Annotated in this window: 27 protein-coding genes; 12 read left to right on the top strand and 15 right to left on the bottom strand. The window is 65.4% G+C overall.

Features of this window, described 5'->3' with window-relative positions:
• The first annotated feature begins 127 nt into the window (after nt 1-127).
• Nucleotides 128-370 (top strand): DUF6868 family protein, encoded by a 243-nt coding sequence (locus AC2T4A_RS08255; RefSeq protein WP_486743067.1) that lies wholly within the window; start codon nt 128-130, stop codon nt 368-370.
• A gap of 112 nt (nt 371-482) precedes the next feature.
• The gene (locus tag AC2T4A_RS08250; RefSeq protein ID WP_296289626.1) at nt 483-698 is read left to right on the top strand and encodes a hypothetical protein; all 216 of its coding nucleotides are present in this window, start codon (nt 483-485) and stop codon (nt 696-698) included.
• 6 nt (nt 699-704) lie between these two features.
• Here AC2T4A_RS08250 and AC2T4A_RS08245 read toward each other — a convergent pair whose 3' ends face one another.
• Together AC2T4A_RS08245 and AC2T4A_RS08240 are read right to left on the bottom strand one after the other, a co-directional pair.
• The gene (locus AC2T4A_RS08245; RefSeq protein WP_486743066.1) at nt 705-1,781 is read right to left on the bottom strand and encodes a fatty acid desaturase family protein; all 1,077 of its coding nucleotides are present in this window, start codon (nt 1,779-1,781) and stop codon (nt 705-707) included.
• Between the two features lie 8 nt (nt 1,782-1,789).
• Entirely contained in the window at nt 1,790-2,890 is a 1,101-nt protein-coding gene (locus AC2T4A_RS08240; RefSeq protein ID WP_478378633.1) for a ferredoxin reductase, read from the bottom strand.
• A 154-nt stretch (nt 2,891-3,044) separates the two neighbouring features.
• Here AC2T4A_RS08240 and AC2T4A_RS08235 point away from each other — a divergent pair, with 154 nt between their 5' ends.
• The 5 genes from AC2T4A_RS08235 (at nt 3,045) to AC2T4A_RS08215 (ending at nt 6,454) form a co-directional block, all read left to right on the top strand.
• Complete coding sequence (locus AC2T4A_RS08235; RefSeq protein ID WP_416752477.1) at nt 3,045-3,680, top strand: TetR family transcriptional regulator; 636 nt, start codon at nt 3,045-3,047, stop codon at nt 3,678-3,680.
• Between the two features lie 271 nt (nt 3,681-3,951).
• Nucleotides 3,952-4,452 carry an urease accessory protein UreE gene (gene ureE / locus AC2T4A_RS08230; protein WP_416752479.1) on the top strand — a complete coding sequence of 167 codons (501 nt, stop codon included), beginning with the start codon at nt 3,952-3,954 and terminating at the stop codon, nt 4,450-4,452.
• Nucleotides 4,453-4,561: 109 nt separating this feature from the next.
• On the top strand, nt 4,562-5,230 hold the full coding sequence (locus AC2T4A_RS08225; RefSeq protein ID WP_486743661.1) for an urease accessory protein UreF: 669 nt from the start codon (nt 4,562-4,564) through the stop codon (nt 5,228-5,230).
• Between the two features lie 10 nt (nt 5,231-5,240).
• Nucleotides 5,241-5,855, top strand: coding sequence for an urease accessory protein UreG (ureG, locus tag AC2T4A_RS08220; protein ID WP_486743065.1), 615 nt, complete (start codon nt 5,241-5,243; stop codon nt 5,853-5,855).
• Between the two features lie 26 nt (nt 5,856-5,881).
• Nucleotides 5,882-6,454: a HupE/UreJ family protein gene (locus AC2T4A_RS08215; RefSeq protein ID WP_478378632.1), complete on the top strand. Its 573-nt coding sequence runs from the start codon at nt 5,882-5,884 to the stop codon at nt 6,452-6,454.
• Between the two features lie 244 nt (nt 6,455-6,698).
• Here AC2T4A_RS08215 and AC2T4A_RS08210 read toward each other — a convergent pair whose 3' ends face one another.
• The 9 genes from AC2T4A_RS08210 to amaB all read right to left on the bottom strand — a co-directional run bounded on the left by AC2T4A_RS08210 (nt 6,699) and on the right by amaB (nt 17,449).
• Complete coding sequence (locus AC2T4A_RS08210) at nt 6,699-7,463, bottom strand: SDR family oxidoreductase (protein ID WP_416752485.1); 765 nt, start codon at nt 7,461-7,463, stop codon at nt 6,699-6,701.
• Between the two features lie 514 nt (nt 7,464-7,977).
• Nucleotides 7,978-8,901 carry a bifunctional Delta(1)-pyrroline-2-carboxylate/Delta(1)-piperideine-2-carboxylate reductase gene (gene lhpI, locus AC2T4A_RS08205; RefSeq protein ID WP_416752487.1) on the bottom strand — a complete coding sequence of 308 codons (924 nt, stop codon included), beginning with the start codon at nt 8,899-8,901 and terminating at the stop codon, nt 7,978-7,980.
• Between the two features lie 111 nt (nt 8,902-9,012).
• Nucleotides 9,013-9,729: an ABC transporter ATP-binding protein gene (locus tag AC2T4A_RS08200; RefSeq protein WP_045216300.1), complete on the bottom strand. Its 717-nt coding sequence runs from the start codon at nt 9,727-9,729 to the stop codon at nt 9,013-9,015.
• Nucleotides 9,726-10,601 carry an ABC transporter ATP-binding protein gene (locus AC2T4A_RS08195; protein WP_478378631.1) on the bottom strand — a complete coding sequence of 292 codons (876 nt, stop codon included), beginning with the start codon at nt 10,599-10,601 and terminating at the stop codon, nt 9,726-9,728. The genes AC2T4A_RS08200 and AC2T4A_RS08195 overlap by 4 nt, the downstream gene beginning before the upstream one ends.
• On the bottom strand, nt 10,598-11,902 hold the full coding sequence (gene livM, locus AC2T4A_RS08190) for a high-affinity branched-chain amino acid ABC transporter permease LivM (protein WP_416752490.1): 1,305 nt from the start codon (nt 11,900-11,902) through the stop codon (nt 10,598-10,600). Before livM ends, AC2T4A_RS08195 begins: the two co-directional genes overlap by 4 nt.
• Before the next feature lie 2 nt (nt 11,903-11,904).
• Nucleotides 11,905-12,819 (bottom strand): ABC transporter permease subunit, encoded by a 915-nt coding sequence (locus AC2T4A_RS08185; RefSeq protein WP_054906392.1) that lies wholly within the window; start codon nt 12,817-12,819, stop codon nt 11,905-11,907.
• A gap of 136 nt (nt 12,820-12,955) precedes the next feature.
• Nucleotides 12,956-14,092: a branched-chain amino acid ABC transporter substrate-binding protein gene (locus AC2T4A_RS08180; protein WP_416752492.1), complete on the bottom strand. Its 1,137-nt coding sequence runs from the start codon at nt 14,090-14,092 to the stop codon at nt 12,956-12,958.
• 412 nt (nt 14,093-14,504) lie between these two features.
• Nucleotides 14,505-15,788 (bottom strand): L-pipecolate oxidase, encoded by a 1,284-nt coding sequence (gene amaA, locus AC2T4A_RS08175; protein WP_486743064.1) that lies wholly within the window; start codon nt 15,786-15,788, stop codon nt 14,505-14,507.
• 170 nt (nt 15,789-15,958) lie between these two features.
• On the bottom strand, nt 15,959-17,449 hold the full coding sequence (amaB, locus tag AC2T4A_RS08170; RefSeq protein WP_486743063.1) for an L-piperidine-6-carboxylate dehydrogenase: 1,491 nt from the start codon (nt 17,447-17,449) through the stop codon (nt 15,959-15,961).
• Between the two features lie 120 nt (nt 17,450-17,569).
• Between amaB and AC2T4A_RS08165 the strand changes: the two genes are divergently transcribed.
• Entirely contained in the window at nt 17,570-18,463 is an 894-nt protein-coding gene (locus AC2T4A_RS08165) for a LysR family transcriptional regulator (RefSeq protein ID WP_486743062.1), read from the top strand.
• Between the two features lie 190 nt (nt 18,464-18,653).
• On the opposite strand, the gene AC2T4A_RS08160 is transcribed toward AC2T4A_RS08165, so the two are convergent.
• Nucleotides 18,654-19,346 (bottom strand): NUDIX hydrolase, encoded by a 693-nt coding sequence (locus AC2T4A_RS08160; protein WP_416752500.1) that lies wholly within the window; start codon nt 19,344-19,346, stop codon nt 18,654-18,656.
• A gap of 169 nt (nt 19,347-19,515) precedes the next feature.
• On the opposite strand from AC2T4A_RS08160, the gene AC2T4A_RS08155 reads away from it, so the two are divergent.
• From AC2T4A_RS08155 to nadE, 3 genes are read left to right on the top strand one after another with little or no spacing between them, the layout of a single operon-like run.
• Nucleotides 19,516-20,163 carry a nicotinamidase gene (locus AC2T4A_RS08155; RefSeq protein ID WP_486743061.1) on the top strand — a complete coding sequence of 216 codons (648 nt, stop codon included), beginning with the start codon at nt 19,516-19,518 and terminating at the stop codon, nt 20,161-20,163.
• Between the two features lie 2 nt (nt 20,164-20,165).
• Nucleotides 20,166-21,365, top strand: a complete 1,200-nt coding sequence (gene pncB / locus AC2T4A_RS08150; protein ID WP_416752504.1) for a nicotinate phosphoribosyltransferase — start codon at nt 20,166-20,168, stop codon at nt 21,363-21,365.
• Between the two features lie 32 nt (nt 21,366-21,397).
• Entirely contained in the window at nt 21,398-22,225 is an 828-nt protein-coding gene (gene nadE, locus AC2T4A_RS08145; RefSeq protein WP_416752506.1) for an ammonia-dependent NAD(+) synthetase, read from the top strand.
• A 44-nt stretch (nt 22,226-22,269) separates the two neighbouring features.
• On the opposite strand, the gene trhA is transcribed toward nadE, so the two are convergent.
• Together trhA and azu are read right to left on the bottom strand one after the other, a co-directional pair.
• Complete coding sequence (trhA, locus tag AC2T4A_RS08140) at nt 22,270-22,896, bottom strand: PAQR family membrane homeostasis protein TrhA (RefSeq protein ID WP_416752508.1); 627 nt, start codon at nt 22,894-22,896, stop codon at nt 22,270-22,272.
• A 112-nt stretch (nt 22,897-23,008) separates the two neighbouring features.
• A complete protein-coding gene (azu, locus tag AC2T4A_RS08135) occupies nt 23,009-23,455 on the bottom strand; it encodes an azurin (protein WP_045216277.1) in 447 nt (148 codons plus the stop codon).
• 395 nt (nt 23,456-23,850) lie between these two features.
• Here azu and AC2T4A_RS08130 point away from each other — a divergent pair, with 395 nt between their 5' ends.
• Nucleotides 23,851-24,438: a cytokinin riboside 5'-monophosphate phosphoribohydrolase gene (locus AC2T4A_RS08130; RefSeq protein ID WP_486743060.1), complete on the top strand. Its 588-nt coding sequence runs from the start codon at nt 23,851-23,853 to the stop codon at nt 24,436-24,438.
• 7 nt (nt 24,439-24,445) lie between these two features.
• Here AC2T4A_RS08130 and AC2T4A_RS08125 read toward each other — a convergent pair whose 3' ends face one another.
• A complete protein-coding gene (locus AC2T4A_RS08125) occupies nt 24,446-24,847 on the bottom strand; it encodes a type IV pilin protein (protein WP_486743059.1) in 402 nt (133 codons plus the stop codon).

Here is a 24,847-nt window from a genome sequence, read left to right as displayed (position 1 = left end):
CGCTTTGCCGCGATCCGCATTATGGCCGTCGGCCAGCGCCCCGGCTATCGGACGCGCGCCCGCCGGCAACCGGTGAAACCCTGCGCCCGGCGGCGACTCCAATGCAGTATGTGGCCGGAGAATCATCATGCCGCTCATGGACCTGAAACCCTTCCTGCTCTACTGCACCCTGATCAACTACGCCATCCTGCTGGTCTGGTTCGCCGCCTTTACCCTCGCCCACGACTTCGTCTATCGCTTGCACACCCGCTGGTTCGCCCTGCCGGTGGAGAGATTCGACGGCATTCATTACGGCGGCATGGCGATCTACAAGATCGGCGTGCTGCTGCTCAACCTGGTGCCACTGCTGGCGTTGTGCATGCTTTCCTGAACCGATGCGCCACTGGTGCGACATCATGACCGTCGATCGGAAAGCAACTTGTTGAAATTTATTGGAAATACTCAGGTCGTAGGGTGCGTGCAGTTTTCAGGAGAACACCAACGTGAACCACGCAACCCGCAGCCTGCGAAAGACTCTCGATGCCGTCGCCGCCAACAACGAGGCCACGGCCCTGGAAGTCATGCGGGCGGTCGAACAGGTCCAGGATGACCTGCTCCGACAGAAGCTGCTCAAGTCCATCCACCATCTCAATCAGGACGCCGCCGAGTTGCGCGCCCTGCGTGAGGAGATCGCCTCGCCGATGACCCGCCGTGCCTGATTCGGCTCAGGCGACCGCCGGCTGTGTCGGCCGGCGATGGACCCAGATGCGCTTGAGCACCGTGGCGAACTGCGCCGACAGCCGGCCACTGTTGTAGGTCTGGCCGTAGCGCGCGGCAATCGCCTGTACTTCCTTCGACAGCTGCGCATAGCGGCGCGCCGGCAGGTCCGGATAGAGGTGGTGCTCGATCTGGTGGCTGAGGTTGCCGGTGAGGATGTGGAAGAGCGGGCCGCCTTCCAGATTGCTCGACCCACGCAACTGGCGCAGGTACCAGTGGCCGCGCGTCTCGCCCTGCAGCACCTCGGGCGGGAACACCGCCGCCTTCTCGGTGAAGTGGCCGCAGAAGATCACCGTGAAGGTCCACAGGTTGCGCATCAGATTGGCGATGACGTTACCCAGCAGCACTGCGCCGAAGGCCCCCGTGAACAACCCGAGCAGCGGGAAAACCAGGTAATCCTTCACCCACTGGCGCCCGACCTTGGCGTTGAACTGGCGCAGCAACGGGCGCAGTTCTTCCTTGCTCATCCGCCCCTTCACGTACTTGTCCAGGCGCAGGTGCTGCACCGCCACGGCGTACTGGAACAGCAGCGCCTGTAGGGTCACCCAGATCGGCTGCCAGCGGTAGAACGGCTTCCACTTCTGCTCGGGGAACAGCCGCACCACGCCATAACCAACGTCGTCGTCCATTCCCAGCACGTTGGTGTAGGTGTGGTGCACGTGGTTGTGCGTGTGCCGCCAGAAGTCCGATGGCCCGACGATGTCCCACTCGTAGTTCTGCCCGGAAAACTCCGGATCGTTCATCCAGTCGTACTGGCCATGCATGACGTTATGGCCCAGCTCCATGTTCTCCAGGATCTTGCCCAGCCCGAGCAGAAAGGTGCCCAGCAGCCAGGTGGGCGGGAACCAGCCGGCCATCAGCAACGCGCGCCCGCTCCAGCAGCAGAAGCGCACCACCGCGCGGATGCGGCGGATGTAGCGGGCGTCTTTCTCGCCCAGGTCGTGCAGGGTGCGCTGGCGCAGGGCGTCCAGCTCGGCACCGAAGGCCGCCAGCTCGGCGGCAGTGAGGTCGCGGTCTTCGCGCATGAGAGCTCCTAGAGATCGACGGCCAGGTCGCCCTGGGGCGCGCTGACGCAAATGCGGATGGGCTGGCCCGGTTCGCTGAACAGCTCGCCGCTGCGCAGGTCACGCACACAGCCGCTGACCAGCGTGCAGGTGCAGCTGGTGCAGACGCCCTGGCGGCAACCATGTACGGGGCGCAGGCCGCTGGCTTCAGCCTGCTCCAGCAGGCTACGGCGGCTGTCGCCCTGCACTTGCAGTGCGCTGCGAGCAAAGCGCAGGGTCACTGACTTGGCTGGTTGGTTCTCGTCCCAGGCGGGCGGGCTGAAGCTTTCCACCTGCAAACTTCGGCTGCTCGCACCCAGCACCTGCCGCACGGTTTCGACGAACCCGCCGGGGCCGCAAGCCAGCACGTGACGACCAGCCAGATCAGCAACGTGATCACGCTGCAGGCGCCCGGACAGCTCGCCTTCCCGTGCGGCATCACCACTCAGCGCCCAGCGCAGTTCGAGGTTCGGGTATTGCCGCGCCAGCGCCTCCAGCCCAACGACGAAGGCCTTCTGGCCACGCTCGCGGACGTAATGCAGCAGCGTCACCGGCCCGCTGTAGCCGCGCGCCAGCGCCTCGCGGAGCAGACCGAGCAAGGGCGTCAGGCCACTGCCGGCGGCGAGCAGCAGCACGCCCTGGCCATCGGCTGGCCAGCTCAGGTCGCCGTCCGGCTGGCCCAGTTCCAGCACGTCACCGACGCAGAGTTGCTGCAGCAGGAAGGAAGAAATCCGCCCGCCCGGCTGCAACTTCACGGCGAATTCCAGGCAGCCGTCGGCGGCGACACGGGTCAGGCTGTAGCTGCGGCTATGGCGAATTCCATCGCGCTCGACGAACAGTTGCAGGTGTTGGCCGGGCCGCGCGCCACGCCAGTGCGCATTGGGGCGCAGGCGTAGTTCGAGCATGTCGTCCGCCACCCACTGCCGCGCCTCGACCCGCGCGAATACGCGCTGCAAGGACCAGCCGCTATTGCAGGCGCGCAGCACGGCATCGATGTCCGACTCGCGCAGCCACTGGCCATGCACCAATGCACGCAACGGCGACAAGAGCGGCGATACGAAACGCAGGCCGGCGAAGGGAAACAGGGACATGGTCGAACACCAGACAGTAAACACGTGTTCACTTAAAATCGCATGCACAGGACTTTTCAGTCAACACCTGTTCACTGGACTGATCACGAACTTCCCCAACGCCAGGCGGCATTTGCTAGAGTGCCTGCGCCTTCGCCTTGGATAGCCCAGTCGTATGTCCACTCCCCGCGCCGAACAGAAACAACAGACCCGCCTGGCCCTGATGGATGCCGCGCGCAGCCTGATGGACAGCGGCCGTGGCTTCGGCACCCTGAGCCTGCGCGAAGTGGCGAAAACCGCGGGGATCGTCCCGGCGGGCTTCTACCGGCATTTCGCCGATATGGACCAGCTCGGCCTCGCCCTGGTCGCCGATGTTGACGAGACCTTCCGCGAAACCCTGCGCGTGGTGCGCCACAACGAGTTCGAACTGGGCGGCGTGATCGAGGCGTCAGTACGCATCTTCCTCGATGCCGTGACTGCCAACCGCACCCAGTTCCTTTTCCTCGCCCGCGAGCAGTACGGCGGCTCGCACCCGATCCGCCAGGCCGTGGGCGCTCTGCGCCAGCGCATCACCGACGACCTGGCCGCCGACCTGGCGCTGCTCAACAAGCTGCCGCACCTCACCGCCCAGGACATCGACGTGATCGCCGACCTGGTGGTGAAGACGGTGTTCGCCACCCTGCCCGAGCTGATCGACCCTCCGGCCGACTCGCTGCCCACGCACCTCTCGCCCCAGGCCAAGATCACCCAGCAGCTGCGCTTCATCATGATCGGCGCCAAGCACTGGACCGGGATCGGTTCACGGCCCTGACCCCCGACCGCCCTTCGCCCCTGCACGACCTGTAGGAGCGAGCTTGCTCGCGAACCGCCTCACTGCGGAATTTGTTCGCGAGCAAGTTCGCTCCTACAAAGATCCGCATCGCCCCGCATTGGTGCGCACCGTTTTCGTGCGCACCATCCTTGCCCACGCGCACCATTCCTGATCGCCCGGACAACCCCGCCAGCCCGCGCCAGCGCTGACATGCACCTGCGCTGGCAAGCCCCTTGCTCTAGCACCGTCATTGCTACTGCCGGACGCTGCCATGCTGGTCATCCACCAACGAATCGAACCCCGCGAACACTGTGACGCCGAACTGCGCCTGAACTACGAAGCGCGCAGCAAGAGCCGCTTGCGCTGCTTCACCAGTACCGGTGAAGACGTCGGCCTGTTCCTCGAGCGCGGCCAGTCGCCGCTGGCCGACGGCGAGTGCCTGCTGGCCAACGATGGTCGCGTGGTACGGGTCTGCGCGGCGCCCGAGAAACTGCTGCACGTCACCTGCGCCAATGCCCGCGAGCTGAACCGCGCGGCCTATCACCTGGGCAATCGACACGTCGCCCTGCAAGTCGGCGACGGCTGGCTGCGCCTGCTCGACGACTACGTACTCAAGGCCATGCTCGACCAGCTCGGCGCCACGGTGGAAGCCATCGAAGCGCCGTTCCAGCCCGAGCACGGCGCCTATGGTGGTGGGCATCATCACTCGCACCACGGCGAAGAGCAGTTCAACTACGCGCCGAAGCTGCATCAGTTCGGAGTGCGCCGGTGAACTCGGCGCAACGGGTTAGCACCCTCTCCCCAACCCCGGCTGCGCGCCCCGCTCCGAAGGGAGAGGGAGCCGAACAGCATGCCCTGGCAGATAGTCGCTCGTGACTGAAATCTCGAACCTCTGGGCGCTGCTGCGCCTCGCCAGCCCGCAGTTGCCCATCGGCGGCTACAGCTACTCGCAAGGGCTGGAAAGCGCCATCGACCAGGGCCAGGTGAAGGACGCCGATGGCGCCCGCACCTGGCTCGTCGATCAACTGCATCTCAACCTCGCGCGCTTCGAAGGCCCGCTGCTGGCCGAATTGCTGCGCGCCGCGCAGAGCGCCGACTGGGACGCCCTGGGCGATGCCGCCGAGCGCCATCGCGCCAGCCGCGAAACCCGCGAACTGGGCCTGGAGAACCGGCAGATGGGCTTCTCCCTCGGCCAGTTGCTCGAAGCCCTGCCCGAACTGGACGAACCCGCTCGCCTGTGGCTCGCCGAACAGGCCGAACCCTCCTTCGCCGCCGCCTGGGCGCTGGCCGCCCGCGCCTGGGCGCTTTCCCCGGAACAGGCCCTCGGTGCCTGGCTGTGGAGCTGGCTTGAGAACCAGTTGGCGGTGCTGATGAAGACCCTGCCGCTGGGCCAGTTGGCCGCGCAGAAGCTTACCTCGCAATTGCTTCCCGACCTTGACGCCGCCTGCCGGGCCGCGCTGGAAAACGATCCCCACGGCGGCGCGCCCTTCGGTCTCGCGCTGGCCTGCATGAATCACGAAACCCAATACAGCCGTCTGTTCCGCTCCTAGGAGAACTGCCATGAACTCTCAACCCCTTCGCGTCGGCATCGGCGGCCCGGTGGGCTCCGGCAAGACCGCCCTGACCCTGGCGCTGTGCCGCGCCCTGCGTCAGCGCTACAACATCGCCGTGGTCACCAACGACATCTACACCCAGGAAGACGCGCAGTTCCTGGTGCGCAATGAGGCATTGGAGCCGGAGCGGATCATCGGCGTGGAAACCGGCGGCTGCCCGCACACGGCGATCCGCGAGGACGCCTCGATCAACCTCGAAGCCGTGGATCAGCTCAACCGCCGCTTTCCGGGCCTCGACCTGATCCTGGTGGAGTCCGGTGGCGACAACCTCTCGGCCACCTTCAGCCCCGAGCTGTCGGACCTGACGCTGTACGTGATCGACGTCTCCGCCGGCGACAAGATCCCGCGCAAGGGCGGGCCGGGCATCTGCAAGTCCGACCTGCTGGTGATCAACAAGATCGACCTCGCCCCGCTGGTGGGCGCCTCGCTGGACGTGATGGACCAGGACGCAGCCCGCATGCGCGGCGAAAAGCCGTTCGTGTTCAGCAACCAGAAGACCGGCCAGGGCCTGGCCGAGATCATCGCCTTCATCGAGCGGCAGGGCCTGCTGACCGCAGCCTGAACAGACCCACAGACCAAGGAATGACCATGACCCTGCGTAAAGCCCTCTACAGCCTGGCGCTGTTCCTCACCCCGGCGGTGGCCTTCGCTCATCCGGGCCACGGCGACCACGGCCTGATCGCCGGCATCGCCCACCCCATCACCGGCCTCGACCATCTCCTGGCGATGGTTGCCGTCGGCCTCTGGGCCGCCCAGCAGCAAGGCGCCGCGCGACTGGCGCTGCCCTGCACCTTCGTCGGCACCATGCTGATCGGCGGGCTGCTGGGCTTCGAGGGGTTGGAGATTCCGTTCATGGAGACCGGCATCGCCGCCTCGGTATTGGCGCTGGGCCTGTGCGTGGCGCTGGCGGTGCGTCCGCCGCTGTTCCTGGCGATGGGCGCGACGGCGCTGTTCGCCCTCGCCCACGGGGTGGCGCACGGGCTGGAACTGCCGGACCTGAGCAGCCCGTGGCTGTACGCCGCCGGCTTCGTCGGCGCGACCGCCGCGCTGCATGCGGCGGGTTACGGTCTGGTTCGCGTGCTGCCGCAGGCCGCGGCGCCGCTGGTGCGTTTCGCAGGCCTGGCCTCGGCAGGCGCCGGCGCCTGGCTGCTCGCCGGCTGACCTGCTCTTTGTAGGAGCGAGCTTGCTCGCGAACGGCCTCGCAGCGGGATTGGTTCGCGAGCAAGCTCGCTCCTACAAGATCAAAAGCCCCTCCCCCTCTCCCAGTGGGTGAGACGACCGTTTGGTGCAGGATGAAGCCTCGGTGTCAGCCGGCTCAGACGGCCCCCTCTCCCTCTGGGAGAGGGCTGGGGTGAGGGAGAAATCCCGGCACGCCCCCTGAGTGCGACGGTTACCCGACCATAGATCACCCCTTGCGATGCACCGAGAACCCCGCCCAGGCCTGGCTCACCGGCATGATCTCCAGGGTATTGATGTTGATGTGCGGCGGCTGGTTCATGATCCAGTGGATGGTCTCGGCAATGTCCGCGGACTGGATCGGCTCGGCGCCAGCGTAGGTCTTGTCGTACTTCGCCTGGTCGCCGCCGAAGCGCACCAGGGAGAACTCGCTCTCGCACATGCCCGGCTCGAGGTTGGTGACGCGCACGCCGGTGCCCTGCAGGTCGCAGCGCAGGTTCAGCGAGAACTGCTCGACGAAGGCCTTGGTCGCGCCATAGACGTGACCGCCCGGATAGGGCCAGTGGCCGGCGACCGAACCCAGGTTGAGGATGCTCGCGCCCGGGCCATGGGCGATCAGGCGCGGCAGCAGCAGGCGGGTGGCGTACATCAGGCCCTTGATGTTGGTGTCCACCATGGTGTCCCAGTCATCCAGCTCGCACTCCTGCGCAGGGTCTGTGCCCAGGGCGAGGCCGGCGTTGTTGATCAGGCCACGCAGCTTGGCGAACTTCTCCGGCAGGCTGTCCACGGCGGCGGTCATCGCGGCACGGTCACGCACGTCGAGCACCAGCGGCAGCACGTCGGTCTCGGCGGACAGTTCCTGGGCCAGCGCGTTCAGGCGCTCCTCGCGGCGGCCGGTGATCACCAGCGACCAGCCATCACGGGCGAAGCGCCGTGCACAGGCTTCGCCGAAGCCGGAGGTGGCGCCGGTAATGAACAGGGTGGGAGTGGTCATCACTGAAATCCTCTTTGCTGGCGCCGCCGTCACCGGTGCATGCCGGAGATTCGTGCGGTGCGCGTTCTTGTCGGTCGGCCGAGCATAACAGCCCGGGCCTGCCGCGTTGCGTTACAGCCGTGCTGGATAAAACCCGAACAGCCGCTTGAGAGCCCCATGGCTAAAGGCCCGCCGAGATCTGCACCCACCTTGTCCACAGGCTGCTCCACGGTTTCTGTGGGCAAGCGGAATGGCGTTTTCCGCTGGACGATTTTCGAGCGCTTGCCTGCAAGCCGCGCCGCCGCTGCGCTGGAGAAGTTCTTCCCAAGGTTATCCACAAGTCTTTCAACGGCAGACGGGGACAATTGTCAGCTTCCCGGAACTTTTCCGCGAAGCCGTACCTGTCCATCCATACAGGGGTTGCAGGGCAATCGAACAGAAATCGAGCGGCTTTGGCGGCGCCTGTGGCGACGCGGGCTCGCAAGGTTCTCCCAGACGTTATCCACAGCCCCGCCCACAGAATTTCGGGACAACTTCACAGGACCAGCAGACGCGCCGCGATCAGGTCTTCCAGTGCATAACCGACGGACTTGAACAGGGTGATCTCGCTGTCATCCTTGCGTGCACCGCGCCCCTGCAGGAGGTCGGCCAACTGGCAGCCAATGGCGCTCTCATCGATCACGCCTTCGCCCAGGGGAATCAGCAGATCGCCCGCTTCCTCCCGCGCACCTTCGCAGGTATCGACGACGATACGCGCACGGCGCACGGCTTCGCTGTCGGTCTCGCGCATGCTCGGAAGAAAGGCGCCGACCAGATCGAGGTGGCAACCCGAACGCAGCCATGCGCCGAGCACGATTGGCTCGCGGGAGGTGGTGACGCAACTGATGCAATCCGCTGCCGCCACGCCACCTCGCAGATCGACACAGGCGTGGGCGGGATAGCCCTCGTCCTGCAGCTGCTTCACCAGGGCGTTCACCTTGTCTTCCTGGCGCCCCCAGAGGGCAATGTCCTCGTACTCGCGCACCGAGCAATGGGCGCGGACCATATGCGGCGCCAGGGTGCCACTGCCAACGACCAACAGCCGTCGCGCATCGCGCCGCACCAGGTAATCGGCGGCCAGTGCGGAGGTGCAGGCGGTACGCCGCGCAGTCATTTCCGAAGCTTCGAGCATCGCCAGGGGGTGGCCGGTCTGCCCGTCGAACAGGCAGAACAAGGCGGCCACCGCCGGCAGGTTCTTCGCGCTGTTATTGGGGAATACGGTGACCAGTTTCACGCCGATGTCCTGCCCCGGCCGCCACACCGGCATGGTCAGCAGCGAGGCGTTTTCGGGGAGTTCGTGGCAACCGCGCACCGGCGCTTCGCAGGCTCCGGCCAGGCCGATGCGCAAGGCTTCGATCAGTTGGGGATAACCCAGGCGCTGGGCGACGTCGGCGTTGGTGAGGAAGCGGAGGTCTTGCATGGAAACCCCTCTACAAAGCGGCGAAGAACCTGTAGGAGCGAGCTTGCTCGCGAACAAGCCCCGCTGCGGAGATGTTCGCGAGCAAGCTCGCTCCTACGAAAGGCGACGGTGTCAGTGCCCACCCAGATACGCGTTGCGAACCTCCTGGTTACCCAGCAATTCCGCGCCCGTGCCGCTCAGGCGGATTTCACCGTTGACCATCACGTAGCCACGGTCCGACAGCTTCAGCGCATGGTTGGCGTTCTGCTCCACGAGGAACAGCGTCATTCCGCTCTGCGCCAGCTCGCGCAGGGTCTGGAATATCTGCTTGACCACGATGGGCGCCAGGCCCAGCGAGGGTTCGTCGAGCAGCAGCAGCTTGGGCCGGCTCATCAGCGCGCGGGCGATGGCGAGCATCTGCTGCTCACCGCCGGACATGGTCATGGCGCGCTGGTTGCGCCGCTCCTTCAGGCGCGGGAAGAGATCGAACATGCGCTGCATGTCTTCCTGAGCGTGGTCCATGCCGATGGGGATGGTACCCATCAGCAGGTTCTCCTCCACCGTCATGTCGGGGAACACCCGGCGCCCTTCCGGCGACTGCGCAATGCCGTTGGAGGCCACGTAGTGCGCGGACTTGTGGCGGATATCCTGGCCCTTGTAGAGGATCGCGCCGCCGGCCGCACGGGGCTGGCCGAAGATCGACATCAGCAGCGTCGACTTGCCCGCGCCGTTGGCGCCGATCAGCGCCACGGTCTCCCCTTCGTTGACGGTCAGCGAGACTTTCTTCAGCGCCTGGATCGGCCCGTAGAACACATCGACCTCACGGAATTCCAACATCGGCGCCGTCATGCCAGCTCCTCTTCGTCTGCGCCGAGATAGGCGGCAATGACCTTGTCGTTGTGGCGAATCTCCTCCGGGCCGCCACGGGCGATGACCACGCCGTGGTCGAGCACGATGATGTGGTCGGAGATGTTCATCACCATGCCCATGTCGTGCTCGATCAGCAGCACGGTGATGCCGTGGTGGTCACGCAGGTAGCGAACGATGCGCGCCAGGGCCTGGGTTTCAGCGGGGTTGAGGCCAGCAGCCGGTTCGTCGAGGCAGATCAACTCGGGCCGCGTGCACATGGCGCGGGCGATCTCCAGGCGACGCTGCTGCCCGTAGGACATCTCGCCTGCCAGGCGGTTGGCGCAATCCACCAGGTCCACCACTTCCAGCCAGTAGAAGGCGTGGTCCAGCGCTTCGCTTTCCGCGCGGCGGTAGCCGGGGGTATTGAGTATGCCGGCGATGAGGTTGCGGTTGACGAACATGTGCTGGGCCACCAGCAGGTTCTCCACCACCGACATCTCGCGGAACAGCCGGATATTCTGGAAGGTGCGTGCCAAGCCGGCGCGGTTCACCAGGTGGGTGCCGCCGAACATCTTGTAGAAAACGCGGTTGCCGAACTGCGCCGGGTTGACGAAGTCGCCAGCCTGGAACGGCTGGCCGAGCACCTTGATGACATCCGTGGTGCCGCCCTGGGTGTTGAGCAGGATGTTGCCGCCAGTGGCCTTGTAGAAGCCGGTGAGGCAGTTGAACACCGTGGTCTTGCCAGCGCCGTTGGGGCCGATCAGCGCAGTGATGGAGCCACGCTCCACGTCGAGGTTGACGTCGTTGAGCGCCTTGATGCCGCCGAAATGCATCATCAGGTGCTCGACGCTGAGGATCTTGTCACCGCTCATGGCGCCACCCCCTTGCGTACGGCAAAGCCGCTACGGCTGATGCGGATCAGCCCGCGCGGACGCCAGATCATCATCAGCACCATGAGGATGCCGAACAGCAGCACGCGGTAGTCGGCGAAGCTGCGCAGCAGTTCCGGCGCGACAGTGAGGACGAAGGCAGCGATCACCACGCCGACCGTCGACCCCATGCCGCCCAGCACCACGATGGCGAGGATCAGCGCCGACTCGAAGAAGGTGAAGGACGACGGGTTGACGAAGCCCTGGTAGCTGGCGAAGAACACGCCGGCCAGACCTGCGGTGGAGGCACCGAGCATGAACGCCGAGAGTTTCACCAGCACGTGGTTCAGGCCCATGGCGCGGCAGGCGATCTCGTCCTCGCGCAGGGCCTCCCAGGCGCGACCGACCGGCATGCGGGTCAGGCGGTGCTTGATGTAGAGCACCAGTAGCACCACCAGGAAGAGCACCACGTAGATGAACAGGAACTTGAAGTTCTGGTTGTAATCGATGCCGAGGAACTCGTGGATAGGCGTGCCGCCCTCCTTCGCCCGGCGACCGAACTCGAGGCCGAAGAAAGTCGGCGACGGCACCGGCATGCCGTTCGGGCCACCGGTGAAGGACAGCCAGTTGTTGAGGATCAGGCGGATGATCTCGCCGAAGCCCAGGGTCACGATGGCCAGGTAGTCCCCGTGCATCCTCAGCACGGGGAAGCCCAATAACGCTCCCGCCAGCGCGGCGACGATGGCCGCCAGCGGCAGCACCGTCCAGAAGCCCAGGCCAAGGTACTGGTAGCCCAGCGCGAGGCCGTAGGCGCCGATGGCGTAGAAGGCCACGTAGCCCAGATCGAGCAACCCGGCGAGGCCGACCACGATGTTCAGGCCCAGGCCCAGCAGCACGTAGATCAGCCCGAGGATGATCACGGTGAGCAGGTACTTGCTGGCGAAGAACGGGAAGATCACCGCGGCGAGGATCACCAGCGGGACTATCCAGCGCAGGCGCGTCTTGTAGCCCGGCGGCAGGACGCTGATGCCCGAGTCGGAGCTTTCGAAGCGATCCATGATGCGCAGGCCGGCGGGCGTCTGCAGGAACAGGCTGAGCAGCAGGCGGCCGAGCATCACCGCGCCGATCATCCAGGCCAGGCGGACCGGTTCGACCTTGAAGCTGTAGCCATCGAGCACGATGCCGACGATGGGGCCGAACACGATCAGGGCGATCAGACCGGCGAGGACGGTGTCGACGAGGCTCTTCCGGATATCGATGCGCGCTGCTTTCGGCGCGGCAGAGGTCTGGGTAACGGACGTCATGCTTACACCTTCGATACCTGGGGACGACCCAGGAGCCCTTGCGGTCGGAAGATCAGGATGGTCACCAGCAGGCCGAAGGCGAACACGTCCTTGAAGTCGGTGTTCACCATGCCGGAGAACTGCGCCTCGGCCACGCCCAGGATCAGCCCGCCAAGCATGGCGCCGGGCAGCGAGCCGATGCCGCCGAGCACCGCGGCGGTGAATGCCTTGATGCCGATGATGAAGCCGGCGTAGAAGTCGAAGGTGCCGTAGTTCATGGTGATCAGCACGCCGGCCAGCGCGGCCATGGCGGCGCCGATGACGAACACGTAGGAGATCACCCGGTCGGTGTTGATCCCCAGGATCGAGGCCATCTTGCGGTCCTGCTGGGTGGCGCGGCACATGCGCCCCAGCTTGGTGTACTGGATCACGTAGGTCAGCACGCCCATGCCGACGAAGGCGGCGATGAGGATGAACACCTTGGTGTAGGTCAGTTGTACGAAGCCTTCGCCGATGTGGAACTTGAAGGCGCCGTCGAGCAGGGTCGGCACGCCTTGCTGGCGCGGGCCCTGGGCTAACTGCACGTAGTTCTGCAGGATCAGCGACATGCCGATGGCGGAGATCAGCGGAGCCAGGCGCGTGGAGTTGCGCAGCGGCTTGTAGGCGATCCGCTCGATCACCCAGCCGTACACGCCGGTGACGAAGATGGTGAAGACCAGCGTGCCGAGGATCAGCAGCGGGAACGACTGCAGGCCGAAGAAGGCCAGCAGGGCCAGGCCCACCGCGGAGAGATAGGCAGAGATCATGTACACCTCGCCGTGGGCGAAGTTGATCATGCCGATGATGCCGTAGACCATCGTATAGCCGATGGCGATCAGACCGTAGACCGACCCCAGGGTCAGCCCGTTGATCATTTGCTGAAGAAAGATACCGTCCACGATTGGGTACTCGCGCAAGCAGGGCAGGAAAGGCTGACGGCTCGCGCAATCACCGGCTTGTGACCAGCTGCGCGCGTACCGCCGACCTGCGGGGAAGCCGGCGCCGCGGGTAGCGGCGCCGGCCGGTCAGGCGGGCTTACTTCTTCATCGCGTCGAGCTGGTGGTACTTGCCCTTGTCATCCCACTCGTAGACCACGTAGTCGGAGACTTTCAGGTCGCCCTTCTTGTCCCATTCCTTCTGGCCCATGACGGTGGCGACCGGGTGCGACTTCAGCCACTCGCTGGCCTTGGCCGGGTCGGTCTTGCCCGCGCCATTGAAGGCAGCGGCCAGGGCCTGTACCGAGGAGTAGGCGTAGAGGGTGTAGCCCTCAGGCTCGAAGCCGTTGGCGCGGAATTTCTCCACCACGGCCTTGCCGTCCGGGATCAGGCGCGGGTCGGCGCCGAAGGTCATCAGCACGCCCTTGACGTATTGCGGGCCGCCAGCGGTGGTGACCAGTTCGTCGGTGACGATGCCGTCATCGGACATGAACTTGGCGGTCAGGCCCTGCTCGCGCATCTGACGGACCAGCGGGCCGGCTTCCGGGTGCAGGCCGCCGAAGTAGACGACCTCTGCGCCCGAAGCGCGGATCTTGGTGACCAGGGCGTTGAAGTCCTTCTCGCCGCGGGTCAGGCCTTCGTACAGCACTTCCTTCACGCCGCGCTTGTTCAGCTGCGCCTTGGTGGCGTCCGCCAGGCCCTGGCCGTAGGTGTCCTTGTCATGGATCACCGCGACCTTCTTGGCCTTCAGCACGTCGACGATGTAATCGCCGGCGACCACGCCTTGCTGGTCGTCACGGCCGCACATGCGGAACATGCCGGAGAGACCGCGCTCGGTGACCTGCGGGTTGGTGGAACCGGGGGTGATGGCGATGACGCCGGCCTCGTCGTAGACCTCCGAGGCGGGGATGGTGGAGGAGGAGCAGAAGTGGCCGACCACGGCGACCGCCTTGTCCTGGTCGACCAGGCGGTTGGCCACGGCCACGGCCTGTTTCGGCTCGCAGGCGTCGTCCGCCTTCACCAGCTTGATCTTCTCGCCATTGATACCGCCAGCGGCGTTGATGTCTTCCGCGGCCTGGCTAGCCCCACGCCAGTACTGTTCCCCGAACGAGGCGTTCGCCCCGGTATGCGGACCTGCGACCCCGATAACGACATCGGCCTGTACTACGGAAGACACACCCAGTGCGGTGGTTACCGCCAGAGCCAGAAAGCCTTTTCTGAAAATCTTCTGCGACATGGAGTTTTGCTCCTGAGGGTTTTTGTAATGGCGCGTTGTGTTTCTTGTTGGCGATTTCTCGTTTAAGCGATTCAGCGAGATATCGACAGCAAGCGGCGTGCCATTCGTTTTTGTTATTAACCAAGTCCTACAGCGAAAACAGCGCAAGCTGGCAGACATCAAGCGCTAGACACGTGCAACCCATTGAAAGAAAAAGGTGCAACCGAACAGGCAGCAGGGTGCAACCAACCTTCCCGTGAGCTGGCTTTTTCCAGCCACCACAGGCGCAACCCCAACCGTAACCGTCGCTGTCACCGAACTGCACATCCGCGGTGCAGACCCGTCGGGGTAACGCACCATAAGAGGCTAGACCAAAGTGCAGCGAGCGTTGGTGGGTCAAACCGGGGCGGCGCGCGCCCCACTTTGAACCGTCTCAGATCACCACCCGCAGGCACTGCCCGGCGTGGTAGAGGGAGAAGCCGGCTTCGTACAGACAGCTGCGCAGGCCAACCGCGGAGATTTCCTCCATAGGCCGCAGCGGCATCGGCAAGGCGCTGGCGTCACCGTCCAACAGGAAGTCGGCGAAGGCCTTGCCCACCACCGTGCCGGTGGTGACGCCACGACCGTTGTAGCCGCTCATGGCGACCAGCCCCGGCGCCGGCTCGAACAGGCGCATGAGGTGGTCGGGGGTGAAGTCGATGCAGCCGGTCCAGGTGAACTCCCAGTCCACCTTGCCCAGCTTCGGGAAGTAGTGCTGCTGGATGCGGTCCGCCCAGCTTTTCAGGAACCACGCCGGCTTGCCGGTGCCCTTGCCGAGGCTGCCGAGCAGCAGGCGGCCGTCGGCGTCACGGCGGATGCTGCTGAGCACCTGGCGGGTATCCCAGGAGCCCTGCCCGCCCGGCAGGATGCGCGCAGCTTCCGCGCCCTCCAGCGAGCGCGAGGCGACCTGGTAGTAGTAGCCGGGGAAGAAGGTACGGCGCAGCTGCGTCCACTCACCCTCGGTGTAAGCGCTGGAGGCGATCACCACCTTGTCGGCTGTGACCACGCCACCGGCGGTGATCACGTTCCACGCGCTGCCGACGCGCACCAGGCCAACCACCGGGGAATGGTGATACAGCTCGCCACCCAGACCGACCACCGCGCGGGCGAGGCCGCTGACGTAGGCCATGGGGTTGAGCGTACCGGCGCGGCGGTCCAGCAGCGCGCCGGCGATCTTGTCAGTGCCGCAGGCTTGTTCACAGTCGGCGCCGGTGAGCAACTCAACAGGAGCGCCGCGGCGCCCCCATTGTTCGCAGCGGCTGCGCAGGTCGGCCAGGCCACGGGCGTTGTGCGCCATGTGCAGCGTGCCTTCGCGGCGCGCCTGGCAATCGATGGCGTACTTGTCGATCAGGGAGAAGACCAGCGAGGGCGCGTTGCCGAGCATGCGGTTGACCCGCTGACCGATCTCCGCCCCCATGCCCGCTTCGATCTCGTCCGGGGGAATCCACAGGCCGGCGTTGACCAGCCCGACGTTACGCCCCGAGCCACCATGCCCGGTGGTGTGGGCTTCCAGAACGCAGACCTTCTGGTCCCGTTCCAGCAGATGCAGCGCGGCGGACAGGCCGGTGAAGCCCGCGCCGATGACACACACATCGACCTTGCGATCCCCGCGCAGCTCCGGAGCTTCCGGGCGGTCGGGCGTCAGGTACTCCCACAAACACTCTTGGCGAAGCGACATCCAGCGATCCTTCTACGCGAACCTTGTGAATGACTCGGTACTTCAGGCCCGTTCGTGGGCCGGGGTGGCTGTAGGAGCGAGCTTGCTCGCGAACCGCATCGCGCCGAAGTCCAGCCGGACTCCGTTCGCGAGCAAGCTCGCTCCTACAGGGGCCCATGGCCCCGGTGCGATCAGTCGAAGACTATGCCCTGGGCCAGCGGCAGTTCCCGCGAGTAGTTCACGGTGTTGGTCTGCCGGCGCATGTAGCCCTTCCAGGCGTCGGAGCCAGATTCGCGGCCGCCGCCGGTTTCCTTCTCGCCGCCGAAGGCCCCGCCGATCTCCGCGCCGCTCGGACCGATGTTGACGTTGGCGATGCCGCAGTCGCTGCCCACCGCCGAGACGAAGGCCTCGGCCTCGCGCAGGTCGGTGGTGAAGATGCAGGACGACAGGCCTTGCGGCACGCCGTTGTTCAGCGCTACCGCATCGTTGAAGTCCTTGTAGGGCACCACGTAGAGGATCGGCGCGAAGGTTTCGCTGCGCACCACGTCACTCTGCTCGGGCATCTCGACGATGGCCGGCGACACGTAATAGGCCTCGGGGAATTGCTCAGCCAACTGGCGCTCGCCGCCGAACACCACACCGCCCTCGCCGCGCGCCTGCTCCAGCGCGCCCTGCATGGCCAGGAAGCTGCGCTCGTCGATCAGCGGACCGATCAGGTTGCCTTCCAGCGGATGACCGATGCGCACCTTGGCATAGGCCGTCTTCAAGCGGCTGACGAACTCGTCCTTCACCGACTCGTGGGCAATCAGCCGGCGCAGCGTGGTACAGCGCTGCCCGGCGGTGCCGACGGCGCTGAACAGCACGGCGCGCACGGCCATGTCGAGGTCGGCGCTGGGCGCGAGGATCATCGCGTTGTTGCCGCCCAGTTCGAGGATGCTGCGGCCGAAGCGAGCCGCTACGCGCGGGCCGACTTCACGACCCATGCGGGTGCTGCCGGTGGCGCTGACCAGGGCGACACGGACGTCGTCCACCAGCGCTTCGCCGGCGCTGCGATCGCCAATCACCACCTGGCTCAGGTATTCCGGCGCATCGCCAAACTTCTTCAGTGCACGCTCGAACAACGCCTGGCAGGCCAGCGCGGTGAGCGGGGTTTTATCCGACGGCTTCCACACCACCGAGTTGCCGCACACCAGCGCCAGCGCGGTGTTCCAGGACCACACCGCGACCGGGAAGTTGAACGCGCTGATCACCCCGACCACGCCCAGCGGGTGCCAGCTCTCGCGCATGTGGTGGCCGGGGCGCTCGGAGGCGATGGTCAGGCCGTAGAGCTGGCGCGACAGGCCGACGGCGAAGTCGCAGATGTCGATCATCTCCTGCACTTCGCCCTGACCTTCCTGGGTGATCTTGCCGGCCTCCCAGGACACCAGCTCGCCCAGCGCCGCCTTGCTCGCCCGCAGCTCCTCGCCGAACAGCCGCACCAGCTCGCCACGGCGCGGCGCCGGCACCTTGCGCCAGGCGTCGAAGGCATGGGCGGCGCGACCGATCTTCTGTTCTACCTCGGCGGCGCTTTCCAGGCGCACCGCGCCCAGGCGGCTGCCGTCGATGGGAGAGTGGATGACCTGATCGCCACCGGTGGCCAGGCGAGAATCGACGCCGAGGGATTCGAGCAGTGCGGAAATCATGCGGACTCCTGTTTGTTTCGGATGACCTTATGGAATGCCGGAAGTAATAACTGGCTTGCCTGGGCACAACAAACAACGTTTCCTATGCACATCATTCCGTAAATTCATGAACTGCCCGCCATGCTGAGCAAACGCCACCTGCCGTCCATGACCGCCCTGCAATGCTTCGAAGCGGTGGCACGGCACCTGAGTTTTACCCGCGCTTCCGAAGAGCTGAACCTGACCCAGAGCGCAGTCAGCAAGCAGGTCGCTCAATTGGAGGAAATGCTCCAGCACCTGCTGTTTCGCCGCGTGCGTCGCCGCCTGCAACTCACCCCGGCAGGCGACCTGTACCTGGTGGAAGTGCGCAAGATCCTTACGCAGGTAGAGATATCCACCCATTACCTGCTGTCCTATGGCGGCGAAACCGAAGTGCTGCGCGTGGCGACACCGCCGACCTTTGGCGCGCGCTGGCTGATCCCGCGGCTGAACGGCTGGCGCCATCGCCACTCGAACATCCACCTGGACCTGCGCCAGGAGCTGGAGCCCGGCGACCTGTTGCAGTCGCGTTGCGATATCGCCTTCTTCTTCGGTGCCGCCACCCTGCCCGGCGCGGAGTGCGTGGCGCTGTTCGGCGAAGAAATGGTGCCGGTGTGCTCTCCGGCGATCCTGCCGGCGCAGCCGCTGACCGACCCGACGCAGCTGGCAGACCTGGTCCTGCTGCAGAACGCCACGCGTCAGGAAGCCTGGCACGAGTGGTTCTTGAGCCTCGGCCAGCACAGCGAGCACAGCTACCACGGACCGCGCTTCGACACCTTCTACATGTGCATCCGCGCCGCCCAGGCCGGCTGCGGCGTGGCGCTGCTGCCGCGCTTCCTGGTGGAAGAGGAGCTGAGCGAGGGCAAGCTGGTGATCGCCTGGGAGCACGGGCTGCAGAGCCGCAACGGGTACTACCTGGCGTACCCCGAGCATGCGGCGGCGGTGCCCAAGGTCAGGGCGTTTGTGGAGTGGATCGGGGAGCGGATGGAGGGATGATTTCTGTGCGGTCGGGGGCGCCCTCTCCCTAACCCTCTCCCTGAAGGGAGAGGGGACTCTCCGTGCGTTCGGATCGTCCAGAGCTCGCCGGCTGACTTCCCGCTATCCGCGCAAGCCGAACGGCTCCCTCTCCCTTCAGGGAGAGGGCTGGGGAGAGGGAACGCCCAACTCCGCACTCCCCCGAGAACACCTACACCAACAAACTCCGATCAAACACAAACGCCCCCGCTCCCTGCGGCGTAAAGCGCAGGACATGCTGCGGCCGCCCCATCGGCGGCTGGTGGCGCTCACCGGTATCTTCCACCCAGCCCGCTGCCTTCATCCGCTCCAGCCTTCCGCGCAGGCTGGAATGCTGGATTTCCTCGCCGATGGATAACTCGAACGCCTTCAGCGCCTCTGCCACGGTGAAACGTTCTGGCAGCAGGTGCAGCGGCAACGCGCTGTACACCGACTTGCCCGCCAAGCGCTCACAAGCCTGCTGCACCAGATGGGCATGGTCGAAAGGCAAGGCCAGGCGCTCGCCGCGCACGGCGTCGAGCGGCACGAAGTCGAGATCGTCGGCGGCCAGTTCGGTATCCGGCGCCACCAGCACGAGATAGAACACACTCAGCGACCAGCCACGCGGGTCGCGCACCGCATTGCCCACCGTCGCCACCTGCTCCATGTAGGCCGGCTGTACCCGCGCCTTCTCGCGCAGCGCGCGCAGGGCAGCATCGTCCAGGCCATGATCGGCGCAGCGGCCATTGATCAGCACGCCGGGCAGCGCCCACTGGCCCTCGTACGGCGCCTGGGCGCGGCGGATCAGCAGCAACTCCAACCCGCGCTCGGGGTTCAGGCGCAGCGCCACGATATCCACGGTGGCCAGCACTTCAGCGCTACTCATCGATGCTCCTCGAATGCTCCCTCGTTGGAAGAAGTCCTGTGACTTATTTCACCATGTACAGAAAGCACCTTCCACCTCCGAGCATTTTTCATCTTTCTGCTTGACGACTTATTTCACGTCGTGAATTATGTAGCCACGACAGACCACCCACGGTCAAGCGGAGGCTTCCATGAACCTGATCGCCAGCTTCGATGTAGACGCCCAGAAAGGCTTCACACCGCTCTGCCCCAATGAACTGCCGGTACCCGGCGGTGACGCCATCGGCGGCGCCCTCAACCTCATGGCCGAGCGCGCCAGCCTGCGCCTGGGCAGCAAGGACGCCCACAGCCCGCAAGCGCCCTGGGTGGTCAGCGCACCGGCAGAGATGCTGCAACCGCTCAGCCTGCCCAATGCCGACCTCACCTGGGTCAGCCACTGCGTGCCGGGCACGCCGGGCTTCGAACTGCTGGACGAACTGCCACAACCGATGGACTACGACTTCTTCATCTGGAAGGGCGTGGAGCCGGACCTGCATCCGTACGGCGCCTGCTTCCATGACCTGGCGGAACGGCGCAGCACCGGGGTGATCGAATACCTGCGGCAGAATGCGGTCAGCCACGTGCTGGTGGGCGGCCTGGCGCTGGACTACTGCGTGAAGACCACTGCGCTGCAACTGCGCCGCGCCGGCTTCGAGGTACTGCTCTACCTGCCGGCCTGCCGCGCCATCGCGGAGGAAACCGCGAAGGCCGCCTGCGTCGAGATGCGCAGCGCCGGGGTGATCCTCTGCGCGGACGAGAACGAATTGGATAGCGCCCTCGCGGGCATCAGGGAGAACTGATCATGGCCGAGAGCGTGTTTGCCGAGCGCATCGTGCAGAACCTGCTGGACACCGACTTCTACAAGCTGACGATGATGCAGGCGGTGCTGCACAACTACCCCAACGCTGAAGTCGAGTGGGAATTTCGCTGCCGCAACGCCGAAGACCTGCGCCCATACCTGGCGGAAATCCGCTACCAGATCGAGCGCCTGGCCGAGCTGGAGGCCACGCCGGACCAACTGGCCTTCCTCGAACGCATCCCGTTCATCAAGCCGGACTTCATCCGCTTCCTCAGCCTGTTCCGCTTTAACCTGCGCTACGTGCACACCAGCATCGAGGACGGCCAACTGGCCATTCGCCTGCGCGGCCCGTGGCTGCATGTGATCCTCTTCGAAGTGCCGCTGCTGGCCATCGTCAGCGAGGTGCGCAACCGCTATCGCTACCGCGAGGTGGTGTTGGAGCAGGTCGGCGAGCAGCTGTACCGCAAGCTCGACTGGCTTGCCGGCAACGCCAGCGAAGAGGAACTGAAGGAATTCCAGGTGGCCGACTTCGGTACCCGCCGGCGCTTCTCCTACCGTACCCAGGAAGAGGTCGTGCACATCCTCAAGCGCGACTTCCCCGGCCGTTTCGTCGGCACCAGCAACGTGCACCTGGCCCGCGAGTTCGACGTGAAGCCCATCGGCACCATGGCCCACGAGTGGCTGATGGCGCACCAGCAACTCGGCCCGCGACTGATCGACAGCCAGATCGCCGCGCTGGACTGCTGGGTACGCGAATACCGCGGCCAACTGGGCATCGCGTTGACCGACTGCATTACCATGGACGCCTTCCTCAGCGACTTCGACCTGTACTTCGCCAAGCTCTTCGATGGCCTGCGCCACGATTCGGGCGACCCGCTGGCCTGGGCCGAGAAGGCCGTCGCGCACTACCGCCGCCTGGGAATCGACCCGATGACCAAGACCCTGGTGTTCTCCGACGGCCTGGACATGCCCAAGGCGTTGCAGCTCTTCCGTGCATTGCGTGGCAAGATCAACACCAGCTTCGGTATCGGTACCAACCTGACCTGCGACATCCCCGGCGTGGAACCGATGAACATCGTGCTCAAGATGACGGCCTGCAACGGCCACCCCGTGGCGAAGATTTCCGACACCCCGGGCAAGACCCAATGCCGCGACGAGAACTTCGTCGCCTACCTGCGCCACGTGTTCAAGGTGCCGGTGTAACCCTTTTTCCGCTTTCCACAGGAGCCCTCCAGATGAAAGACAGACAGGCCGCCATCGCCAGAGAACTCAACGTGCAGCCGCCCTTCCAGTCCGACGCCGAGCTGCAGGCCGAGATCCAGCGCCGCGTGCGCTTCATCCAGGACTGCCTGAAGGGCTCGGGCATGAAAACGCTGGTGCTGGGCATCAGCGGCGGCGTCGACTCGCTCACCGCCGGCATGCTCTGCCAGCGCGCCGTGGAAGGCCTGCGCGCCGAGACCGGCAACCCGGACTACCGCTTCCTCGCCGTGCGCCTGCCGTACAACGTGCAGGGCGACGAGCAGGACGCCCAGGACTCGGTGGACTGCATCGCCCCTGATGAGCGCCACACCGTGAACATCGGCCCATCGGTACAGGCGCTGGCCGCCGAGACCCAGGCGCTGGAAGGCCTGGCCCCGGCCACCCGCGACTTCGCCCTTGGCAACACCAAGGCGCGCATCCGCATGGTCGCCCAGTACACCATCGCCAACGCCCGTGCCGGCCTGGTGGTGGGCACCGACCACGCCGCCGAGGCGGTGATGGGTTTCTTCACCAAATTCGGCGACGGCGCCTGCGACCTCGCCCCGCTCACCGGCCTGGTGAAAAACCAGGTGCGCAGCATTGCCCGTAGCCTCGGCGCGCCGGAGCATCTGGTGGAGAAAGTGCCGACCGCCGATCTCGAAGACCTCGCCCCCGGCAAGCCGGACGAGCATTCCCACGGCGTGACCTACAAGGAAATCGATGCCTTCCTGCACGGCCAGGACGTCAGCCAGGAAGCCTTCGACATCATCGTCCGCACCTTCGAGAAGACCCATCACAAGCGTGCTCTGCCCACCGCGCCTTGAGTACACGGCAGCCAACGGCGCGAGCGATCCCGCGCCGCTGGCAATCAATGCTGGGGAATGACGTAGCGCCAGATGGCGATGAAGTGCAGCAGGCTGCCGGCGATCACGAACAGGTGCCAGATGCCATGCCAGTGGCGGAAGCGACTGTCGTAGGCGAAGAAGATGATGCCGATGGTGTAGAAGGCCCCGCCACCCACCAGCCAGGCAAAGCCCGCGCCGCCCAGGGCGCGGTACAGCGGCCCGACCGCGATCAGCACGATCCAGCCCATCACCGCGTAAATGATGATCGACAGCACCCGTGCCTCGGAGCGTGGTTTGATCTCCTGCAGCATGCCGATCACCGCCATCGACCAGACGATGCCGAACAGCGTCCAGCCCCACGGGCCTTTCAGCGTCACCAGGCAGAACGGCGTATAGCTCCCCGCGATCAGCAGGTAGATCGACAGGTGGTCGAGCTTGCGCAGGATGACCTTCGCCCGGCCCTGCACACTGTGGTAGAGCGTGGAGATGCTGTAGAGCATGGTCAGTGTCGTGCCGTACACCGCCACGCTGACGATGCGCAGCGGCTCGCCCACCAGGCTGGTGGCTACCAGCAGCCAGATGCCGCCCACCAGCGCCAGCACAGCGCCGATCAGGTGTGTCCAGGCGTTGAAGCGTTCACCGTGGTACATGGGTCCCCCGTTACGATTTCAACCACGCAACACCCTACCTCGGTTTTATTAAATAAAAAGCCCGACCATGGGTCGGGCTTTTCGGATCACAGGCTTTCGAGCGAAGGCCGGATCACTTCACCGCCAGGGTGCCCTTCATCATGGCCGAGTGGCCCGGGAAGGAGCAGAAGAAGGCGTATTCATCACCAGCCTTCAGCTTGGAGACGTCGAAGGTTACCGAATCCTTCTCGCCGGAGCCGATGATCTTGGTGTGGGCGATCACGCGGGTGTCGCCTTCTTTCACGTAGTTCTTGTCCAGGCCGGCGGCCATGCCGTCGGTCACTACGCCCTGCATGTCAGCGGCGGTGGTCAGCACCCAGTTATGGCCCATGACGTTCTTCGGCAGGCTGCCGGGGTGGGACAGGTTCACAGTGAAGGTCTTGCAGCTCTTGTCCACGCTGATGGCGTTGGTGCTGAACTGCATCTGGTCGTTGCCCTGGATGTCCACGGAGCATTCGGCGGCCAGCAGCGGGGCACTGAACAGGCCAAGCAGGGATACAGCGGCGAGTTTACGGAACATGACATGCCTCCTAGGCAGGTTGGGCGGAGAATCCTGAAAGGGAAGACTGCCCGAACGTGATCGGGGTTCCCCTGATCTGCATCAATGGCCATCGGCCACGAGCCAAGCTACGAACTGTCTATCAGGCCGATCAGCAGGATCAACGAGGCAGATCAGCGCACCCCGCCTAGCATAGACCCCATCCCCCGGCCCAACAGGAGTTCACGCCATGCACCGTCTTGCGCTGTTACAAAGCCCGCTGTTACAGCACCTGCTCGCCTGCTATGCACTCGGGGCCTGCGGCGGGGATTGCCGCCGGGCAGAATTGGAGTAATGGATTTTCGGCTTGGTCGCCCCTCGCTCTGCCGCTACCCTGACGGCCTGCAAAACCAGGCCAGCAAATCGAGGACAGCTCCATGACCTTGCGTTCCATCTGCGTATTCTGCGGCGCCAGCCCCGGCGCCACCCCGATCTACCAGGAAGCTGCCGAAGCTCTCGGCCGTTACCTTGCTGAAAACGGCATCCAACTGGTCTACGGCGGTGGCGCCGTCGGGCTGATGGGCATGGTCGCCAATGCCGCGCTGGCCGCTGGCGGCGAGGTCATCGGAATCATTCCGCAGAGCCTGAAGGACGCCGAAGTCGGCCATAGCGGCCTGACGCGCCTGGAAGTGGTGGACGGCATGCACGCGCGCAAGGCCCGCATGGCTGAGCTGAGCGACGCCTTCATCGCCCTGCCGGGCGGCCTGGGCACGCTGGAAGAGTTGTTCGAGGTCTGGACCTGGGGCCAGCTCGGCTACCACGCCAAGCCGCTGGGCCTGCTGGAAGTGAACGGCTTCTTCGACCCGCTGCTGACCTTCCTCGACCACCTGGTGCAGGAGCGCTTCGTGCGCCAGTCGCACCGCGACATGCTGCAGCGCGCCGCCTCGCCGGCCGAACTGGTCAATGCCCTGGCCGCCTGGAAGCCGCTGGCCGCGCCCAAGTGGGTCGACCGCACTCCAACCTGACGCACGACTACCAGCAGCGTTCCGTGGCCGCGCCGCGGAGCCCGCTGCTGGTCAGCGTCAGCACCCCGCAGGCGTCCCGCGCCATCGCCCCCACCGGCTCGGCCTGCAGGACATAGCCTGACTCGTCCGGCTCCCCGACGAAGCCCAATCGATAGAACACCTGACCTGCGCTCCGTGGTGACTGCGCGAACGGCAGCGTTGCGCCAATGTAGCTGCCTCGGCTGGTGTAGAAGCGCTCAAGCGACTGCGCCAACTCCACCAGGGACTTCTGCGCGTCCACCCGGCGTACCCGCTGTATGTGCTCCTGGTACACCGGCAGAGCGATTCCCAGCAGAATGCCGATCAGGCTCAGGCAAACCAGCAGCTCCACCAGCGTGAAGCCGTCCACTCGTTGGCTCAGCGAATGCAT

The sequence above is a fragment of the Pseudomonas sp. PVC-3-1 genome (genome assembly GCF_057444315.1).
This window is presented reverse-complemented; position numbering and strand designations above follow the sequence as displayed.

What these genes read in the sequence shown, in the direction of transcription:
- livM (WP_416752490.1), bottom strand. Translation starts at nt 11,902, where the DNA reads ATGACGTCCGTTACCCAGACCTCTGCCGCGCCGAAAGCAGCGCGCATC.
- AC2T4A_RS08240 (WP_478378633.1), bottom strand. Translation starts at nt 2,890, where the DNA reads ATGTCCCTGTTTCCCTTCGCCGGCCTGCGTTTCGTATCGCCGCTCTTG.
- trhA (WP_416752508.1), bottom strand. Translation starts at nt 22,896, where the DNA reads ATGTACCACGGTGAACGCTTCAACGCCTGGACACACCTGATCGGCGCT.
- AC2T4A_RS08195 (WP_478378631.1), bottom strand. Translation starts at nt 10,601, where the DNA reads ATGAGCGGTGACAAGATCCTCAGCGTCGAGCACCTGATGATGCATTTC.
- AC2T4A_RS08200 (WP_045216300.1), bottom strand. Translation starts at nt 9,729, where the DNA reads ATGACGGCGCCGATGTTGGAATTCCGTGAGGTCGATGTGTTCTACGGG.
- AC2T4A_RS08210 (WP_416752485.1), bottom strand. Translation starts at nt 7,463, where the DNA reads ATGACCACTCCCACCCTGTTCATTACCGGCGCCACCTCCGGCTTCGGC.
- lhpI (WP_416752487.1), bottom strand. Translation starts at nt 8,901, where the DNA reads ATGCAAGACCTCCGCTTCCTCACCAACGCCGACGTCGCCCAGCGCCTG.
- nadE (WP_416752506.1), top strand. Translation starts at nt 21,398, where the DNA reads ATGAAAGACAGACAGGCCGCCATCGCCAGAGAACTCAACGTGCAGCCG.
- AC2T4A_RS08155 (WP_486743061.1), top strand. Translation starts at nt 19,516, where the DNA reads ATGAACCTGATCGCCAGCTTCGATGTAGACGCCCAGAAAGGCTTCACA.
- AC2T4A_RS08255 (WP_486743067.1), top strand. Translation starts at nt 128, where the DNA reads ATGCCGCTCATGGACCTGAAACCCTTCCTGCTCTACTGCACCCTGATC.
- AC2T4A_RS08235 (WP_416752477.1), top strand. Translation starts at nt 3,045, where the DNA reads ATGTCCACTCCCCGCGCCGAACAGAAACAACAGACCCGCCTGGCCCTG.
- AC2T4A_RS08160 (WP_416752500.1), bottom strand. Translation starts at nt 19,346, where the DNA reads ATGAGTAGCGCTGAAGTGCTGGCCACCGTGGATATCGTGGCGCTGCGC.
- AC2T4A_RS08215 (WP_478378632.1), top strand. Translation starts at nt 5,882, where the DNA reads ATGACCCTGCGTAAAGCCCTCTACAGCCTGGCGCTGTTCCTCACCCCG.
- ureE (WP_416752479.1), top strand. Translation starts at nt 3,952, where the DNA reads ATGCTGGTCATCCACCAACGAATCGAACCCCGCGAACACTGTGACGCC.
- AC2T4A_RS08180 (WP_416752492.1), bottom strand. Translation starts at nt 14,092, where the DNA reads ATGTCGCAGAAGATTTTCAGAAAAGGCTTTCTGGCTCTGGCGGTAACC.
- AC2T4A_RS08130 (WP_486743060.1), top strand. Translation starts at nt 23,851, where the DNA reads ATGACCTTGCGTTCCATCTGCGTATTCTGCGGCGCCAGCCCCGGCGCC.
- pncB (WP_416752504.1), top strand. Translation starts at nt 20,166, where the DNA reads ATGGCCGAGAGCGTGTTTGCCGAGCGCATCGTGCAGAACCTGCTGGAC.
- AC2T4A_RS08165 (WP_486743062.1), top strand. Translation starts at nt 17,570, where the DNA reads ATGCTGAGCAAACGCCACCTGCCGTCCATGACCGCCCTGCAATGCTTC.
- AC2T4A_RS08125 (WP_486743059.1), bottom strand. Translation starts at nt 24,847, where the DNA reads ATGCATTCGCTGAGCCAACGAGTGGACGGCTTCACGCTGGTGGAGCTG.
- ureG (WP_486743065.1), top strand. Translation starts at nt 5,241, where the DNA reads ATGAACTCTCAACCCCTTCGCGTCGGCATCGGCGGCCCGGTGGGCTCC.
- amaB (WP_486743063.1), bottom strand. Translation starts at nt 17,449, where the DNA reads ATGATTTCCGCACTGCTCGAATCCCTCGGCGTCGATTCTCGCCTGGCC.
- amaA (WP_486743064.1), bottom strand. Translation starts at nt 15,788, where the DNA reads ATGTCGCTTCGCCAAGAGTGTTTGTGGGAGTACCTGACGCCCGACCGC.
- AC2T4A_RS08245 (WP_486743066.1), bottom strand. Translation starts at nt 1,781, where the DNA reads ATGCGCGAAGACCGCGACCTCACTGCCGCCGAGCTGGCGGCCTTCGGT.
- azu (WP_045216277.1), bottom strand. Translation starts at nt 23,455, where the DNA reads ATGTTCCGTAAACTCGCCGCTGTATCCCTGCTTGGCCTGTTCAGTGCC.